We start from the raw sequence: 17,758 nt of genomic DNA on the forward strand, positions 1-17,758 counted from the left end.
GATGCGAAAGAGCCGCGGAGCTGGCGGCCCATTATTTTACACAACGACATCGTATCCTTGATCTTCTATCGCATCTTTAATTGCTGCTAGCGTTACTTTGGAATCATCGAATTCGACCTCCACGGACCCCGCACCAAGATCCACTTTACCGGAAGCACCCAGGTTTTTAACCGCAACTTCGACTGAATTCACGCAGTGACCACAAGACATTCCTTCAACTTTCAGAGTTACAGTTCGCATATCCAACACTCCTTTAGATTATTTAATCAATTTATTCATCGTGGTCATGAGTTCTTTAACAACTTCAAAATCACCTTCCTGAATTCGCTCAATGACACAGCTGTTCATGTGATTTTCAAGAAGCAGCTTGCCCACACTATTAAGAGCTGACTGGATGGCAGCGATTTGATTAAGTACATCATCGCAATACGTATCCTTCTCGATCATCCCTTTAACCCCGCGAACTTGGCCTTCAATCCGATTGAGTCTGGAAATCAAATTGCTTTTGGTTTGATCAGAATGGTGGCTTTTTCTTTCAGAGCCTGTATGGCAATTTTCTTCTTGCGATTCATTATGTTGATGTATTTCCATTAGTTTTACCCCCTTACAAGTAAAATATAACATACCCCCATAGGGTATGCAAGCATTTTTTTAGAAGCAGTAATCACCTTTATTTTAAGTATTAATTGGGGTCGCGCCAACATTTTAACGAAAATATACGCTAAGCCTTAGATCGTGACTGATTGGCGTTTTTTCTTACTCTAAGCCCCAATAGTAGGGGTGGCTAACTGGATTTACGATCATTCAACTTCCTGTTCTTTAAGCGGCCGTTATGAATTGAGAGATGTGTTCTGCCTGAATTTGAACTTATATTCACCGCTGTTACACGGGCAAATGGGACCTACACTGCTTACGACTACGACTCAGCTAACCGGTTACAGTCAGTAAATAATTATAATGCTTCCGGGTCCTTGCTCGATTCTTATTCGTATAAGTATGATGCAAATAGCAAACGGACGAGTATTGTGACAAACAACGGGACTATTTCGTATCAATACGATGCATTAAATCAGTTGACCCAGGAAACACTGATAGATGGTAAAATCATTGCCTACACGTATGACAAAGTGGGTAACCGGACATCGAAGAGTCAATTTCATAAAGTTGTCCAGGCTTACAGAACACGCGAAAGCACTTTGGTGACTGCTTCAACTACCTCAGATTGTCATAAGGAATTCTTTGACAAGGACCCAAGATTCTCGTTGCAGTATCGGGTTCTCGCATCCTCGTTCTCAGGGAATTTGATCCTCAAAATTGGTTCTGCTTGTTCCAGTTCGTCGAGACTGACCTCCTGCCTCTCTTGAAGCAGAGTTGACAAGAGTAAGCGGATATGGTTTAATCTACTTAACCGGTTAACGATATAACGAATAAGATTGGACGACGAAGGATGAAAACAGAATCGTTTCTACAAGTGTTCGCGCATCTTTCAAGGAGATCCAAGGAGGCTTTGGGGCAACAGCTTCAACGTTCTGGAGTTCACTCCGGTCAGCAGTACCTCCTCGAACTCCTCTGGGAGACACCCGATGGTCTGACGGTCGGGGAAATAGCCGAACGACTGGCTGTTGAAGCCCCTTCGATCACCCGAACCGTTCAACGGATGGCCCGCCAGGGATTCGTGGAGAAACATCCTCATCCCACTGACGCTCGATTGGTCATTGTGAAACTGACCATGAAAGGGCAGGCGCTTCAGCAGGTCATCCCACAGGCCATGAGCCATTTTGAGGACCAAATGCTTGCCGGTCTCTCTGAGGTCGAACGGGCATTTTTGATGCGCCTGCTCAAACACATGCATCAGAATCTTGAAGACATCCCTCCAGCACCTTGACGAGCGCAAGCAGAGCACCTTGAAGCCGATCTGTTTTGCTCATTTAATTAACCGGTTAACGATTTCAGGAACCTGCTTGACCGCTTCCTCCCAGAAACGGTTTGGCCAATCTCTCAAAGAAAGGAACATTTATTATGGAAATTCGTGATAAGGTCGTTCTTATTACTGGAGCATCCGCTGGTATCGGCTTAGCCACAGTACGCCGCTTTGCCACTGCTGGTGCTAAATTAGCACTGGTAGCTCGATCTGCCGATGCACTCAATCATCTCGCTGAGGAATTGCAGAGCCAGGGAAGTGACGCTGTCGCTCTGCCTGCTGACGTGAGCGATCCGAAGCAAGTTCAACGAGTCATTGAGGAGACGGTGCGCCACTTTGGTCGCCTGGATGTGGTCATCAATAACGTAGGACAAGCTGCAGTTGGCACGATCGCTGACCTCAATCCTGATGACTTCCGTAAGATCCTTGACCTCAATGTGTTTGGACCATTAGCAGCTATGCAAGCTGTGATCCCTATCATGCGAGAGCAAGGGGGAGGACTGATCATCAATGTAAGTTCGGTGGTCTCCAAGATGAGTATTGCTGGAATGGCAGCCTATGCAGCTACCAAAGCAGCTTTGAACATGCTTTCCGATACGGCACGAGGTGAATTAGCCTCAGAGCATATCCGGGTGATTACCGTCTATCCGCGCTCAACCGCAACGGATTTTGGCAAAAACGCTCTGGGCGTTCGCCAGCAGCAGCGACAAGGTTCTCCCAATCCTACTGATAAAGATACTCCTGAATTGGTCGCAGAGAAAATCTTAGCTGCAGCTTTACATGAGCCAGATGAGCAATATATGGTTTAATGAGCTTTTGCTGTTCTTGCACATGGGTTGCGCGGAGCATTTTTGCCTGCCGGACGCGCTCATGATTTTCGACAAATGAATCTGGCTAGAGCTACGGGCCCGCTAAAGCGGGTCCGTACACCCGATGAGTTGATCGTAGCACACCAGATGATAGGCAAGCCGGGCTACCGACCACTTGTCGGGTTTCGGTTGCAGAAACTGTCTTTCTTGAGGAATTTGTTCGGCAGCCCAGAGAAAGCCTTTGGTGCTTGTTTGAAGTTGGTAGTGAAACCACTGAGAAAGTTGCATGTGCATTTCCTTCGAAGGTTAATTGGAGCATTCTGCGCATAGATGTACAGAAGCGTTTCATTTTGTTAGCGTATCGCCCAGGTTGTCCCTTGCCTGATCCACAAGGGACCCTTTTGCGAGCGTTTGAGAAGCAGCGGAGTATGAGTTGGGAATGTAATGGTTTCCCCTCGGAACATTGCCTTTCTGGCTGAGCCACACTCAGGACACTGAAGTTTCTCAACCCCTGCCGCTGCTAATTGCGGTGGCTGAAGTGCCACTGATGCACCTGAAAATGAGCAGTTCTCCGTGCGCTCTCTGCTTTTCGGTTCTCCGACTTCAAGGCGCACTGGTTGTTGAGTTAAAAAAAGCAGCGGCAGTCTAGGTCTTTCGGGTTCCTAGTCTGTCACTGCTTTTTTTAACGAGTCAGTCTAAAAATGGAATTTGATACTCGGCTTATCAGGTGATCGTACCGTTTCAGCTTAGAGTAAGAAAAAACGCCAAGCCGGATGAAATTCAGGGCTTAGCGTATATTCTCGTTAAAATGTTGGCGGGACCCTGGCGGGACCCCTATTAAAGATAAAAAATCATCAATATATTTTGGATTGCACGCGATAATATATGGTTCCGGATTCATGCCTTCAAAATTGTTTCCTGAGAAATCTACAACTGTTGCTCCTGCTTCTTTAGCCATCAATATACCTGCGTATAAATCATCGCCTTCGGAATTATATAGCACAATACCATCCAGATCACCTCGAGCCAGCATGCACCACAGCAGCGACGGGGCCCAGAGACGTAAAACTCGTTTAAAAGTTAAATCCAGTTTTTGTTTCAAATCCAAGGCTCTTGCCTCTTTCTGTACGTGATGCCCTTGAATCCAGCCGACCGTCATCCCTCTGAAACCTTTTCTCTTGAATGCTGTACTTACTTCAGATATAGGTACTCCGTTGCGGCTTGTTCCTTTTCCCTTCTCAGCTATATAAAGATCCTCCAAATGGCTGTCGTATATGACCCCAAGAACCGGCTGTTTGTTATAAATAAGCGTTATGGACACTCCATAGATCGGAAGACCAATTGCATAATTATTGGTACCGTCTAGAGGATCAACCAGCCAAAGCCATTCGCCTTCTTCGCCTGTCCATCCCATTTCTTCACTCCGAATTTGATGATTTGGAAAATGACGCAATATTTCTGATAATATCTCTTTTTCCGCCAGATGATCCACCATTGTGACTAAATCACCATGTTCCTTCTCAGAGATTTCTTTGTCTTTATCAAAATAGTGTTTCGCAAGCTTCCCTGCCTTTATTGCCGCTTTTATTGCGAGTTCTCTAGCAATGGGTAGAATTTTCTCCAATGTCGGCCTCCAATGATCTGAATATACGAAAGTCGTTTGTTATACAACTATTTTAATAATCCGTAAATGTTTAATCCACCAATTATAAGGATTATTCCTCCCGAGAAACGGTTCACTATTGCTAAGGCTTTCTTATTTATTCGATGCTTAAACAATCCCACACCACTACTGAGGAGGATCCACCAAACAACCGAACCTACAAATACTCCTAAAACCAGTATCAGCGCTGTGATCGTATTATTTTGAGAAAGTCCTAATCCTGCAAAAATACCCATAAAAGATAAAATGGTGATCGGGTTGGTTAGAGTGAGAAATAAAACAGATAAATATGCACCAATTAAATGTGAACCTTTAGCTTCAGCAGGAGTTTCTGAGGCTTTAGATATAAATATTCTAGTTCCTAGATAAAAAAGGAACAATCCTCCACATAATTGAAACCAAAACTGGTGTCCAGTTAAAAAATTAATTATGAAGTTTAGACCAAATCCTGCAATAATACCATATACCGCATCAGCACTAGCTGCTCCTAATCCCGATACAAAGCCATAAATTCGTCCCTGTGCTAATGTTCTTCTGATACAGAGAAGACCGATAGGTCCTACGGGTGCAGCAATTGAAATACCGATAAGCAAACCTTTTATAAACACAATAAACTCCATATGATTTAAATGCTGCTCCCTTTTATATCATTGCTTGCCTTTTCAAAACATATATTTTAATTGACTGTATTCGACAATGGAACGAAATAACCTTGTTCCTCGATTTGCTCAATTAGATATGTCATTAAAAAACATTTTGCTCGAGACACCTTTCATATAATGGAGTACCGGAAAGGGTTGATATTTAATGAATGACTTGAGCGAAGCAGACAGGGAAATCCAGCGCCTTACAGATGAGCTTATGCGGCTGCAAAAAGAAGATGGGTCGTGGCGTTTTTGTTTTGAAAATGGAACGTTGACAGATGCTTACATGATTATTATCCTTCGAATCTTGCAGATTAACGATGAAACTCTAATCAGACAATTACATGATCGAATCTTCGCGGCCCAGCAAGACGACGGTTCTTGGAGAGTGTTTTATGATGAAGATGAGGGAAACTTGTCTGCCACTGTGGAAGCCTATTATGCGCTTTTATTTACGGGATATAGTAAAAAAACGGATGAATCGATGAGAAAAGCAAAGCGTTTCATTTTGTCAAAAGGCGGATTCCAAAACATTACCAGCATACTAACCCAAATGCTTCTCGCTGTCACCGGCCAATTGCCATGGCCGACTTCATTGATGATTCCACTTGAATTTTTACTCCTTCCTGCTTCATTTCCAATCAACTTCTTCGATTTTTCCGCATATGTGAGAGTTCATCTAGCCCCTATTCTTCTTTTAGTCGATCGCAAATTCGTCGTAACAACGGACGCTTCGCCTGATTTGTCCGATCTTATCGGCACCAGTTCTAACGGTCAACGCCAATATTCCCGAGGTTTTCAAGATCTACTCGAAGAAATAAATACCAGCATGGGAAAACTCATCGGTGTCCCCCAGCGTCTCCACGAAGCTGCCACAAAATGGGCAGAAAAGTACATACTGGAACGGATTGAACCTGACGGAACGCTTTATTGTTATGCAAGCAGCACATTCCTGATGATCTTCGCCCTGCTCGCGCTCGGGTATGACAAACGGCATCCGGTTATAACACGTGCGGTTCAAGGCTTAAAAATCATGCTCTGCAGCTCGGATGGGAAGGTGTTTTTACAAAATTCGCCCTCAGCTGTTTGGGATACCGCATTGCTGTCACACGCACTGCAGGAGGCCGGCACAGCTTCCGATAGTATAGCGATTCAAAAATCAGCAGCTTATTTACTCTCCAAACAACAGCGAAAATTCGGGGATTGGAGCATCCATAATCGGAATCCAGTTCCTGGCGGTTGGGGGTTTTCAGACTCCAATACTATCAATCCAGACGTAGACGATACGACAGCGGCCTTAAGATCGATCAAACGGCTGTCTCTGAATGAGCCAATTTATCGGGATGCCTGGAACCGAGGGCTCAATTGGATTTTAAGTATGCAAAATAAGGATGGAGGATGGCCTGCTTTCGAAAAAGATACGGATAACGAAATCCTCACCTGGTTACCGATCGAAGGGGCCAAAACGTCGGCAACGGATCCTTCCGCGGCCGATCTGACCGGGCGAACCTTGGAGTTTTTAGGGAACACTGCGGGTCTTGGCTTACGCCATACTTTTATTCGACGCGCAGCGGATTGGCTCATCGATCATCAAGAAGAGAATGGGTCGTGGTACGGGCGTTGGGGGATTTGCTACATCTATGGGACATGGGCTGCACTTACAGGAATGATGTCGGTAGGAATAGAACCCGATCATCGAATAGTGAAAAAAGGCGTCCATTGGCTTTTAAGCACCCAAAATTCGGACGGAGGCTGGGGAGAATCATGCAAGAGCGATCAGCTTATGCGGTATGTTCCGCTCGGAGCAAGTACCCCATCTCACACTGCATGGGCGCTAGATGCTCTGATCGCCGTTCATTCGAAACCGATTCCAGAAGTGGAAAAAGGCATATGCAGGCTAATCACCACACTGCATGAAGACAATTGGACGACCACTTATCCTACCGGAGCGGGCCTTGCGGGTACCTTTTACATTCATTACCACAGTTATCGTTACATTTGGCCGCTTCTTGCGTTAAGCCATTTCAGAAGGAAATACGGTGTGTAGTATCTATTTTATCTCGTTTATTGCAGCAGCATATGCTCATGATATTTTTGCCAGTCACCTTTTGGAAAATCCATAAAACGACCATCCAGTAAAGCAGACAAAACAGCGAGACATACATGCCAACCTGATAAATCTTTTGATGTATGATCAATTAAGGTGCCAATAAACTCTTTCAACACTAATAGACAGCCATTAGGCTTTGGGTATAATTCAAATCGAACTCGATCCTTACCCCATGTGAATTCCAAGACGGAATTTAGTTCGAAATCTAAAATCTCAATGTCAATGAATGTCCCGGAACCGTCTTTCATATCAAATTTTATAGTTCCTCCTTTTCGAAGTTCTTCTACTTGGAGGTTTGGCATCCAACTTATAAGCTCATCATTCTCCGTTAAAGCAGCCCAAACTTTTTCTACGGAATGGTTTAATGGACGATCAAATCGAGCGACATAGCCATCCTCAATTTTTTGGATTGACGCTAACATTAAGTAAGCTCCTCCTCTATCGTTATCCGAAAGCAATTATTAGTTTTTCGTGCCTGATCCAAAACCAATTAGATAGCCATCCAAATCTCTTACTGAAAACTCTTTCCATGATCCCCAATCTTGCTCGGTTGTTATAGGTTCGGAAGCGATTATAGCTCCATTTGCTTTTAATTCCTCATACAAGGCATCAAGTACTTTAAAGTCCTTCGTGTAAGCATATGTATTCCATGTACCTTTGTTAGGTATTACATCTTGTATATCACCTGCTTGGATTAATTTAAATCCTAAGCCGAAATCATCTCGTACAGCCCAGTGTTCTTCAACTTCACAACCCAACGCATCGCGATAATATTGCTTCGACTTCTCTAAATCAGAAACCAATAATACGGTTAGTGAATTTTCAATTTTGGCTTTTATTTGTTCAGTCATGTAGTATTCTCCTTCGCTATTGTATTTAAGTAAATGATTTCGATATACGTTGGAAAATCCCTCTATTTGGTAAAAAAACACAACCAGGATTGCCCGACTGTGTTTGTTCAAGTGAGTTGTTTAAGGCTTCCATATCTTATGTTCAATTAATTCATAAATGTGGATTAAACCATCCGTTAACCATTTCAACACTTGCCAACGCATAAGCTTGCCAATCAAGACCGCGAGAATAACCCCTAAAATCGCTCCCCCGACAATATCCGTCGGATAGTGAATACCGGACCAAATACGGGAGAAGCCGATGAGTGCAGCAAGTATGAACCAAACCCATCCGTCTTTCCGCCGCCATAGCCAGATCGAGGTTGCAACGGCAAAAGCGGCAGCCGCGTGATTACTAGGGAATGAGGCGGATGCCTCGTGTTGAACTAATTGGATGACATGATGAGACACGAATGGACGATCCCGATGATAGATGGCGCCGATGATGCCGTTTGTTCCTAACGCAGCTGCGGCAGATATCAGAGAATTCACCACCATTCGGCGATTTTCCGGGGTTCGTATAAACCAATAAACGACAATGCCCAGGTAAAACAGGTAATCCAAGTTCACGGCACAGAAAGCCATCACAGAATTCAAAGCGGGTACTCTATCGGCAAGTTGATTGATCGCTTGAAACCAATGGTAGTCTAATTGAGAAAAATTCATAATTTGCTCCTTATATAGTCAAATAACCATCGGTTTGTAATCATACTATACCTATATTAAAATCTGATGAGAAATCAGATCATCCTGTTTATTTTTAATCTCTTTAGATTCTTGAATATCTGTTCCAATTCTGTATCTTTAATCAGTAATCTTCTCTCCTTTTTAGCTGCTTATACATATTTCAACGCATTCTAACAAAATAAACAGTTTTGAAATATTACATTGCTAGAATATAAGACATATGTAAGCAAAAAGGAGTTTTTATTTTCAATATTTTCGCGAAACAACGACTGATTTCCTTTTGCTTCTTAGTCTAACCGGACAAATCCCAACCCCTCCATATTGGACATTAAAGCGGGTGTTTGTATAGTTCAATCACATTGCCATCGGGATCGCATAAGTGAGCCACCCTGGCATTCCAGGCTTTCCTATCTTGGGGCTCGTTAAGGAGTACCACTCCTTTATCTTTCAAGCGGGTACAAAAGTCATCGACTTGGTCAACAGAAAAAGCGAGTAAGAATTTCGATTGTGATGCTCCATCGGTTAGTAGATTGGTTTCCCCCATCAATTCTGCTATGTTTTCATGGGAAAAAATTTCGATTTTGGTTTCGCCAGTATTAAAGGATGCGAACTGCATCTCCTCTGAGGAAAATCCTAATGGAAACTCCATCACGTCTCTGTAAAAGGCTACACTTTTCTCAAAGTTTTTTACCAACAGTCTAACTTGTGACAGTTTCATTTATCCCACTACCTTTCTTAATTTAATGAAGGAAACCTAATATGACAAGGCTTTCCTATACTCAGTTTAACAAAAACATGAAAACTCGTATTGTAATAACACGACAAAGTGTTCAAATGATTTATTCAGAAAAAGGGGAATCCGGATTTGAACCGGACTCCCCTTTTATAATCCATAAAATCGGATTGCAGTTTCACCAAGCACGGCATCAATTTGTGCTTGAGAACGTCCTCTTAGCGCTTTGTTCGTCTCTTCCCAAACCTTGGCATAGTCCCCTGCCAAGTTTGCTACAGGCCAATCGCTGCCGAATAGAAGCCGGTCCGCGCCAAAAATGTCAAAGGCATAATTGATATAAGGCTTGATATCTTCTGCTGTCCAGCTTTCCCAATCGGCCGCGGTATTCAATCCGGATAATTTAGCGTATACATTGGGATAAGCAGCAGCTTTCTTGATCAGATTTGCCCAAGGCTCCATTTGATTATCTTTAATTGGCGGCTTGCCGAGATGGTCGATCACCAGCTTTAAAGTTGGTATTTGTTCAGCCAAGGCAGCAACATGCTGCATATGCTCAGGCAATACGGCCACAACATCAAATGTAAGTCCAAATGAAGCCAGCACCTTCAGACCCTCAATGACTTCTGACTGAACGACCCAGTTTGGATCTTGTTCGTCGTGGATCAAATGGCGTACCCCTTTGAACAACGGATTTTTCGTATATTGCTCCAGCTTTTTCACGGCTTCATCCGGTTTATTCAGAGGTACCCAGCCGACTACTCCGGCCACCCAATCATACTGAGCCGCCGTTTCCAACATATAATCCGTATCTTCATACGAATTAGCGGCTTGCACAATGACCGTTTTATCAATGCCATTCGCTTTAAGCTGCGGTTCAAGCTCCGCTGCCTCAATAGTCCGATAGATCGGACCATATGCAGGAACAAGCCAAGGGTATTTCACTTTCTCCAGATTCCAAAAATGCTGGTGCGCATCGATTCGCATGAATTCAGTCCCCTTTTAATCATTTTATTTGAATATCAAGTTAGCTCCGCATCGTCATATGGTAAGTTCTTGGTAAGTAATGGTATCGGTAGAAATACAAGCGGATAAAAGCCGATTGAACAGTTGTCCTTCAAACTGTCTGAGGTTGGTACGAAAGCAAAATTCATTCAAGTAGGCTTGCAGATGCTTGGGTGCCAAGCCGTGAAACGTACCGCCAATAAAAGCTTTGGCGTTTGAGATCATCGTATGAAGCCACTTCAAATGATCCGGGTTTTCTTTGACGTTGAATTTGAGCGGCTGATGGTTGTATTCTTTCGCAAGCGCGTTGTAAGAATGGTAAGCGTCGCTGCTGATCGTTGCGCCGGGATCGATATGACGCTGTGCAAAATCGATCAGCGTTTTCCCTTTTACATCCGGTATCACTTGCATCTTGACGTATTGCGGTGCTCCCTGTTTGTTGAGTGAAACGCCTACGAGCACGGGCGTTTGTTCGGTGCCACGACCGCGTTTGCCGCCTTCTGTTGGTGCGCCAAAGAAGGCATCATCGAGTTCAACCAAGCCGGCCAGTCGATAGTTGGCATCGCGATCACCCATAGCTTTCCTGACTTTCTGAAGGAGCAACCAGGCTGTCGGATAGGTCAATTCAAGTTCTCGAGCGATATAGGTTGCAGAGATGCCGCGTTTATCATGGGCCATTAAAAAGATCGTCCAAAACCATGTCAACAAAGGCGTGTGCGTTTTATGCATAATGGTACCGGCCGTCACGGAAGTTTGATGCTTACAAGCCACACACTGGTAAAGCTTCCGCGTCTCTAGGAAATAGAACGATTGGCTTTGGCATTTCGGACAGCAAAACCCTTCTGGCCAACGAATCTGGAACAGATGATCGTGACATGATTGTTCCGTATCGAACTTCTCTTGAAACCTCTTGAGCGTCATCGTTTCTTGTTGAGCCACGTCAATCACTCCCGAACATTCGTTTGTATTTATTATATCAAACAAATGTTCGTATTTAAAGACCTTGCTGAAACAACTTGATATTCAAATCATTTTATTACATTTTCGTTGATCATGTACGATTCTCCTTCTAGTTGAGCTTAAAATATCTCTTCGCTTACTTTACGTTTTTTACCAGTCATCAAATAGATTACGGGGACAACGATCAGAGTTAGCAAGGTTGAAGTGAATAGTCCACCGATGACAGTAATGGCCAATCCGCCTGAGATCAGGCTCGAGCTTGATTCAGATAATGCCAAAGGCATAAGGGCTAAAATCGTGGCGCTGGCTGTCATCAGAATCGGTCGAACACGATTTTTCGAGCCTTCTACAATCGCCTCGGTCATCGGCATACCTGATTTCCAATTCTTCTCCACTCGATCCAGTAAAACAACGGCGTTGGTAACAACAATACCAACCAGCATAAGCATACCGATCATTGCACTCATGGATAAGGTTTGTCCCGTTGCCAGCAGTGCACCCAATGAACCTACAGGTACAAATAATAGTGAGGATAGGATGATCAATGGTGTCTTTAAACCGCCAAACGTCACGCTCATCACTAAAAATACCAGGAATACTGCTGAAGCCATGGCAATCCCAAGACTGGTAAATCCGCTGGTAATCATCGCGAGTCCACCGCCAAAGCTTACTTGAACACCCTCAGGCAAAGATAAGCTTTTGATATCTGTTTGAACCTGCTTCGTAACAGCGGAAGTACTGGCATCTCCTTTGATGGTGCCGCTAATTTTCGCGTATGTTTTCCCGCCATCATGGTTAACGGTTACAGGCGCATTGGATTCTGTCAAATCGGCAATTTCCTTCAACTTTTTGGGTCCGCTCAGCGTTTGAATATTGATATTTTCTAGCTGCTCTTTAGTGGAGATCGGTTGTAGGTAAGCCATAGTAATGCTCGACTCCTTATTGTCGAGCGTATAAGTTCCAGCATTTACAGGCCTTAGCTGTTCATTAACCGCCAGCATCACCTGGGAAGCAGATACGTTGGCATCGATTCCCGTCTGATTCAACGATAGTACCCATTTCGGTGTGACATCCTTTAAATTATTCGTAATATCCTTCAGGCTGCTGTTCATCATCATGAGATCATTCACCTGTATCGCGGCCTTCGACAATGCATCAAGATTGCTTGAATATAAGCTGACATCTATTCCGTTTCCGGAAGGCGGACCTTGTTGGGCCCCTGCTTTAACATTAAATGTTGCATCTGGAACAGCACCAACAATGATTGGCTTTAGATCAAAATTGGCTTTATCTATTGTCGCATTCATATTCGTTGTTTTATCAAATTGCACATTTATCGTAGCCTTATTATTGTTATTTGCAGAGGATTGCAACCTATTGTTACCGGCTCCGCCAATGGAAACCTGGTAGCTCGTAACGCCTTGAAGACCTTTTACGTAATTCTCCACTTTTTGCGTCAAAGCGTCTGTTTCAGCAAGACTGCTTTTGGGCGGCAAAATCAAACCAATTTCAGCTGCCGGTGTACTGCCAGCAGGAAGAAAAGACACACCCAGTAAAGGAATCGTACAAAGAGAAGCAATCAACAAAGCACAAGCGATGCTGAGTACTGTTTTTTTGCGCTTCAGCGAGCCTCGAATCCATCGCTCATAGATCTTGATCATTTTACCTTCTGTGTTATGCGGCTTGACGTTATTGAAAAATTTAGCGCCAAGCACCGGTATTAACATCATAGCCACAAAAAGCGAAGCGATAATGGAACTGACGACCGCAATGGCAAATGGACGGAAAAATTCACCGATAATTCCGCTGACAAAGGCAAGCGGCAGAAATACAACCACCGTAGCAATCGTGGAAGAAGCAACTGCGCCTATGACTTCCTTGGTTGCTCGATAGGCAAGCTCCCTTCCTTTCAACTCTGAACCTTTTTCTTGACGCCACCTATATATATTCTCGATAATGACAATACTATCATCAACGATCCGTCCGACGGATACGGCTATTCCACCCAGTGTCATGATATTGAGCGTTAAGCCCATCTGATTCAAGAGGGCAATAGTAGCGAATATGGAGATAGGCAGGGAAAGAATCGATATGATTGTTGCACGAACATTTCGCAGAAATAAGAAAATGATGATGATACAGAAGAGAATGCCGTATGCACCTTCTCGTATCAAATCAGAAACGGATTTTTCAATGGAAGCCCCTTGATCTTCAACCACATGAATATCCAGATTCGCTTGCTGTTTATATTTGGCCAAAGCATCCTTGACTTTATTAGCTACATCAGCTGTGTTGGCATTTTGAGATTTGGATATATCAATCAAGTAGCTCTCTTTACCGTTAAATCGGGTAATTTGATCCTGTGTTCCTACAGTAGTAAAGGTCGCGATATCCGACAGCTTTACTTTTGGCGCTGCTGTCTGAGGTGCTTGAGCCATTCCTTGCGGACCTCTGTTTGGAATCGCGCTGTTATTGGCCGAAAGCGGTAAATCCTTGATTTGCTGAAGCGAATTGATTTTACCCACCAACCGAATGGGAATCGTCGTTGAATTTTGATTAATAGAGCCGAGCGGCTGCGCGTAGTCGAGCGATTGTATCGCGCTTTGAATGGTATTCAAGGATATTCCAAACTGGCTTGCCTTGTTCTTATCGACTTCAATGTTTAAATTATCGGATTTAGTCCCTTTTAAGGTAACTGCGCTGACGCCGGTGATTTTGCTTAGCTTGGGAACAACTTCATTTTGCAATACGTTTTGCAAATCAACAGATTTACTGCTGTCTGCTGCAAATATGGCCGCCTCATAAATCGGTTGAGAGCCCGCGGAAAACCGATTGACGGTGATTTTGGCTTTACTTGGCAAATTCAGCTTTGAAATAGCACTTTCTACATCCGTAGTGATCTTGTCCATGTTAGTCCCGAACGCAAAGCTTAAAACAAGGTTTGCTGAGTTCTCCGAAGATGTACTCGTTAACGAATCGTAGCCTTTGAAATTCAGCAAGCTCTGTTCGATCGGTCCGGTAATCTCAGTCTCTACCTCTTCAGTAGATGCTCCCGGATTTACAGCTTGAATGAACACAGACGGGAAACTGACATCAGGAAAGGTTTGCTGCTTGATCTGCGTAGATGAATAAAGTCCATATCCCAATACAAGCAAACATAAAATGACTACGGCTGCTCCATTTTTTAAACTAAATCTACTTATCCCGTTCATATGATTCTCTCCTTTTTTATATATAGCCGTTACTATACAGGAGGAATTTAAACTCAATATAAACGGATGTTAACAATTAAAATTAAGAAACTTCATAACTAAACGGGAGCTTAATCTTAATGGTCGTACCTTCACCTGGTATGCTGATCACTTCAATGTCTCCATGATGAATATCGACAATACGTTTGACAATCGAGAGGCCAAGTCCGCTTCCGCCGATGGAGTCAGTTCTGGATTTATCTACTTTATAGAAGGGTTTAAAAATATCATGGATCTCCTCGGCAGGAATACCTGAACCTGTATCTGTAATGGTTACTATTGCGTTATCGCTTTTAACCTTTAAATCTATACGAATCTCCCCATGCTCAGGAGTAAACTTAATGCTGTTATGAATTAAATTTAACCAAACCTGGTTTAATTGATCTATATCTGCTTGAATGGTGACTTCCTCCAGTTGAAGGTCAATAACCTGCTTTTTCAATGCCCAGAGCGGTTCACAGGTAATCACTACTCCTCTCAACTGTTCGTCCAAGCTTAAATTTTGCGGATGAAAAGGATGATGCTCATATTGCAGCGAAGATAAATTCAATAAATTTTCGCTTAAACGAGAAAGTCGATTACTTTCTTCTTCAATTATGGTTAAATAATGGATTCGCTTTGCTTCATCCATGGTCTTATCCCTCAATGCTTTGGAGAAACCGGAAATGGAGGTTAGCGGTGATTGAATTTCATGGGATACATTCGCTACAAAGTCCTGGCGCATTTGATCCAGCATCCCCAATTCTTTAGCCATATCGTTGATACTTGCTGTTAAAATACCAATTTCATCTTTACGCTTGGACTGAACACGGATACTGAAGTCACCCTTGGCCAAACGTCGGGTTGCATCTGTTAACAGATGCAAGGGCTTAACTAAATAGCGAGCAGCTATCGCAAGAATTAAGCTTCCGATGATTAATACTATAATCAACACGGTTTTCAGAAATTGACCAAATTCCCTTGTTATATCCGTTATATCCGGTGAAATAAATAAAGCATGCGGAGCATTATTCACCTGAAATGGCAGACCAATTAACTGAATGACGGAAGCTTGCCTATTTTGGGATTCCTGCAGCTTTCCTCGGTAAACTCCCCCACTCAAAACATACTGAATCTGCTCATTATTAATGATTAGCTTTTGACTTGTTGGATTTTGAGTTAGAACAGCTTCTCCCTTATTGTTGTAAATCTGCACCCGATAATTGAAAAGCAAGCTCACACCCTGAATAAAGCTTTCTAAATCTTTCGTTGGTGATTGCTGATAGCTTTGGATAATTTGTTTACCGCTTGTAATAAGCTGTTTCTCCGTAAGGGAATTTATCTGATTCTGGTAAAGTAAGGTAGCCAAGAAAAAGGCTAATATCAAGCTGAGGATCACTGCTGCAATAAACGTGATAACAACACGAACATATAAGGATTTAATCATGATAAACCTCCAGCTTGTAGCCTAAACCACGCAGCGTTATGATTTTGAAGAAAGCGGAATAGCCTTCGAATCGATCTCGCAGCCGGTTAATATGCACATCCACCGTTCGCTCATTTCCTTCAAATTCGACTCCCCACACTTGCCCAATGAGATGATCTCGCGTAAAAAGCTGACCGGGATAGCTTGCCAATGTATAGAAAAGCTCAAATTCTTTAAGCGGAAGCGTCACCGCTTCGCCTAAATCTCCAAATAAAACCTCATATTTATTTCGGTCTAATTTTACAGGACCCAGCTGTATATGCTTGGAGACGGATATCCGGTATCGCTTCAGAAGCGCTTTGACCCGCATGACCATCTCCTGAGGGTCAAATGGTTTGACGAGATAGTCATCCGTCCCCAGCTGAAACCCCTTTATCCTCTGAGTAGATTCTCCTTTGGCCGTTATCATTAAAATAGGCATTTCACTCAATTCCCGTAACTTACGGCAAAGCTCCCAGCCATCCATTCGAGGCATCATGATGTCCATGATCGTCATATCCACAGGAAAATCAGCAGCATATTTCAAAGCTTCTTCACCGTCCGCTTTTTCGACGATAGTAAAGCCCTCATCCGTCAAATATAAGCTTATCAATTCACGAATATGCGAATCGTCATCCACTACCAATATCGTCGTCATGCCCTATTTCCCCAATCAACTCGATTTGTGGTAATACCTCAAGTTTACCATCTTTCCATAAAAAAATAACAACGACCGATCCCCCATAAAATAAAGGGAAGCGATCGTCATTACTTGGGAGCTCGAATCATAATTTTCTCGCCGTCAAATTCCATAGAAGCCTTGCCGCTTATTTGCAGCGCTTCAAGATAAGCCTTCGGCACCTGAAGCCGCCCGGCTCGATCCAGTACGATATACTCCTCATGCCGATCCTGTGTGACCTGCTGCTCTTTTTCACTCTTGAATGAACTGGACTCATCCACCTCACGACGTATCAGTTCCGAGCTAGTTTGTCCGTCACGTATCGCGACAACCCGGTTTACCTTATGGGCAAGGGAAAGGTCATGGGTTACGATCACAATGGTCACGCCCAGCTCTCTGTTTAAGGTTCTGAAAATATCCATGATCCGCTCAGCCGTCTCCGAATCAACCGAACCGGTTGGCTCGTCTGCCAGCAGCAAAGCAGGGCGGTTAGCCAAGGAAATCGCAATTGCCACACGCTGCTGCTCCCCTCCGGAAAGCTGCTGCAGTTTACTGTGTATTCTATGCGCTAAACCAACCCGTTCCAATAGCTCCTTGGCATAAATCCGATCCAGCTTCCCGCTTAACATCATCACAGTCTCTACATTCTCGAGAGCGGTCAAATATGGAAGCAGGTTGCGAGCATTATTTTGCCAGATGAAGCCAACGGATTCTCGTTTATACTGGACCAATTGCGCATCTGTGATTTTGAGAAGATCCCATGGACCGACCCCAACCATACCCGCGGAAGGTCGATCAAGTCCGCCTAATATATTCAGCAAAGTGGATTTTCCGCTGCCGCTGTTGCCGATAATCGCCATCATCTCTCCGGCTTCAATCGTTAAATTCAGGCCCTGCAGGGCAACCACTTCAATTTCCGTGGTTTTATAAATCTTGACCAGACCGTCGCAGCGAATCATGCCGTG

19 protein-coding genes are annotated in these 17,758 nt (G+C 43.7%); 4 read left to right on the forward strand and 15 right to left on the reverse strand.

Going from position 1 to position 17,758, the window contains the following annotated elements:
- Positions 1-36: 36 nt before the first annotated feature.
- Both BLV33_RS03945 and BLV33_RS03950 read right to left on the reverse strand, forming a co-directional pair.
- Positions 37-240: a copper ion binding protein gene (locus BLV33_RS03945; protein WP_090788475.1), complete on the reverse strand. Its 204-nt coding sequence runs from the start codon at positions 238-240 to the stop codon at positions 37-39.
- Between the two features lie 18 nt (positions 241-258).
- On the reverse strand, positions 259-591 hold the full coding sequence (locus BLV33_RS03950; RefSeq protein ID WP_090788477.1) for a metal-sensitive transcriptional regulator: 333 nt from the start codon (positions 589-591) through the stop codon (positions 259-261).
- A 380-nt stretch (positions 592-971) separates the two neighbouring features.
- Here BLV33_RS03950 and BLV33_RS30610 point away from each other — a divergent pair, with 380 nt between their 5' ends.
- From BLV33_RS30610 to BLV33_RS03965, 3 genes are all read left to right on the forward strand, one after another.
- Positions 972-1,364: a hypothetical protein gene (locus BLV33_RS30610; protein ID WP_366414707.1), complete on the forward strand. Its 393-nt coding sequence runs from the start codon at positions 972-974 to the stop codon at positions 1,362-1,364.
- A gap of 83 nt (positions 1,365-1,447) precedes the next feature.
- Positions 1,448-1,885 carry a MarR family winged helix-turn-helix transcriptional regulator gene (locus tag BLV33_RS03960; protein ID WP_090788480.1) on the forward strand — a complete coding sequence of 146 codons (438 nt, stop codon included), beginning with the start codon at positions 1,448-1,450 and terminating at the stop codon, positions 1,883-1,885.
- Between the two features lie 134 nt (positions 1,886-2,019).
- Entirely contained in the window at positions 2,020-2,730 is a 711-nt protein-coding gene (locus BLV33_RS03965) for an SDR family NAD(P)-dependent oxidoreductase (RefSeq protein ID WP_090788482.1), read from the forward strand.
- Between the two features lie 102 nt (positions 2,731-2,832).
- Here the strand turns inward: BLV33_RS03965 and BLV33_RS03970 are convergent, their stop codons facing one another.
- The 3 genes from BLV33_RS03970 to BLV33_RS03980 all read right to left on the reverse strand — a co-directional run bounded on the left by BLV33_RS03970 (position 2,833) and on the right by BLV33_RS03980 (position 5,013).
- Entirely contained in the window at positions 2,833-3,018 is a 186-nt protein-coding gene (locus tag BLV33_RS03970; protein WP_090788484.1) for a hypothetical protein, read from the reverse strand.
- Between the two features lie 499 nt (positions 3,019-3,517).
- Positions 3,518-4,354, reverse strand: coding sequence for an inositol monophosphatase family protein (locus BLV33_RS03975; RefSeq protein ID WP_090788486.1), 837 nt, complete (start codon positions 4,352-4,354; stop codon positions 3,518-3,520).
- Positions 4,355-4,401: 47 nt separating this feature from the next.
- On the reverse strand, positions 4,402-5,013 hold the full coding sequence (locus tag BLV33_RS03980) for a LysE family translocator (protein WP_090788488.1): 612 nt from the start codon (positions 5,011-5,013) through the stop codon (positions 4,402-4,404).
- Positions 5,014-5,200: 187 nt separating this feature from the next.
- Between BLV33_RS03980 and shc the strand changes: the two genes are divergently transcribed.
- Positions 5,201-7,084 (forward strand): squalene--hopene cyclase, encoded by a 1,884-nt coding sequence (gene shc / locus BLV33_RS03985; RefSeq protein ID WP_090788490.1) that lies wholly within the window; start codon positions 5,201-5,203, stop codon positions 7,082-7,084.
- Between the two features lie 17 nt (positions 7,085-7,101).
- Here shc and BLV33_RS03990 read toward each other — a convergent pair whose 3' ends face one another.
- The 10 genes from BLV33_RS03990 to BLV33_RS04035 form a co-directional block, all read right to left on the reverse strand.
- Positions 7,102-7,569 (reverse strand): SRPBCC family protein, encoded by a 468-nt coding sequence (locus BLV33_RS03990; protein WP_090788492.1) that lies wholly within the window; start codon positions 7,567-7,569, stop codon positions 7,102-7,104.
- A gap of 39 nt (positions 7,570-7,608) precedes the next feature.
- Positions 7,609-7,998 (reverse strand): VOC family protein, encoded by a 390-nt coding sequence (locus BLV33_RS03995; RefSeq protein ID WP_090788495.1) that lies wholly within the window; start codon positions 7,996-7,998, stop codon positions 7,609-7,611.
- Between the two features lie 120 nt (positions 7,999-8,118).
- Positions 8,119-8,703, reverse strand: coding sequence for an undecaprenyl-diphosphatase (locus BLV33_RS04000; protein ID WP_090788496.1), 585 nt, complete (start codon positions 8,701-8,703; stop codon positions 8,119-8,121).
- Between the two features lie 349 nt (positions 8,704-9,052).
- Positions 9,053-9,442 carry a VOC family protein gene (locus BLV33_RS04005; RefSeq protein ID WP_090788498.1) on the reverse strand — a complete coding sequence of 130 codons (390 nt, stop codon included), beginning with the start codon at positions 9,440-9,442 and terminating at the stop codon, positions 9,053-9,055.
- Between the two features lie 165 nt (positions 9,443-9,607).
- Positions 9,608-10,441, reverse strand: a complete 834-nt coding sequence (locus tag BLV33_RS04010) for an amidohydrolase family protein (protein ID WP_090788500.1) — start codon at positions 10,439-10,441, stop codon at positions 9,608-9,610.
- 54 nt (positions 10,442-10,495) lie between these two features.
- The gene (locus BLV33_RS04015) at positions 10,496-11,398 is read right to left on the reverse strand and encodes an IS1595-like element ISPaen7 family transposase (protein ID WP_139305684.1); all 903 of its coding nucleotides are present in this window, start codon (positions 11,396-11,398) and stop codon (positions 10,496-10,498) included.
- Between the two features lie 140 nt (positions 11,399-11,538).
- Positions 11,539-14,631: an efflux RND transporter permease subunit gene (locus BLV33_RS04020; RefSeq protein WP_090788502.1), complete on the reverse strand. Its 3,093-nt coding sequence runs from the start codon at positions 14,629-14,631 to the stop codon at positions 11,539-11,541.
- Between the two features lie 82 nt (positions 14,632-14,713).
- On the reverse strand, positions 14,714-16,096 hold the full coding sequence (locus BLV33_RS04025; protein WP_090788505.1) for a sensor histidine kinase: 1,383 nt from the start codon (positions 16,094-16,096) through the stop codon (positions 14,714-14,716).
- On the reverse strand, positions 16,089-16,772 hold the full coding sequence (locus BLV33_RS04030; RefSeq protein ID WP_090788508.1) for a response regulator transcription factor: 684 nt from the start codon (positions 16,770-16,772) through the stop codon (positions 16,089-16,091). The genes BLV33_RS04025 and BLV33_RS04030 overlap by 8 nt, the downstream gene beginning before the upstream one ends.
- 110 nt (positions 16,773-16,882) lie before the next feature.
- The gene (locus BLV33_RS04035; protein WP_090788510.1) at positions 16,883-17,752 is read right to left on the reverse strand and encodes an ABC transporter ATP-binding protein; all 870 of its coding nucleotides are present in this window, start codon (positions 17,750-17,752) and stop codon (positions 16,883-16,885) included.
- Between the last annotated feature and the right edge of the window lie 6 nt (positions 17,753-17,758).

This window comes from Paenibacillus sp. GP183 (assembly GCF_900104695.1).
Classification (GTDB): domain Bacteria; phylum Bacillota; class Bacilli; order Paenibacillales; family NBRC-103111; genus Paenibacillus_AI.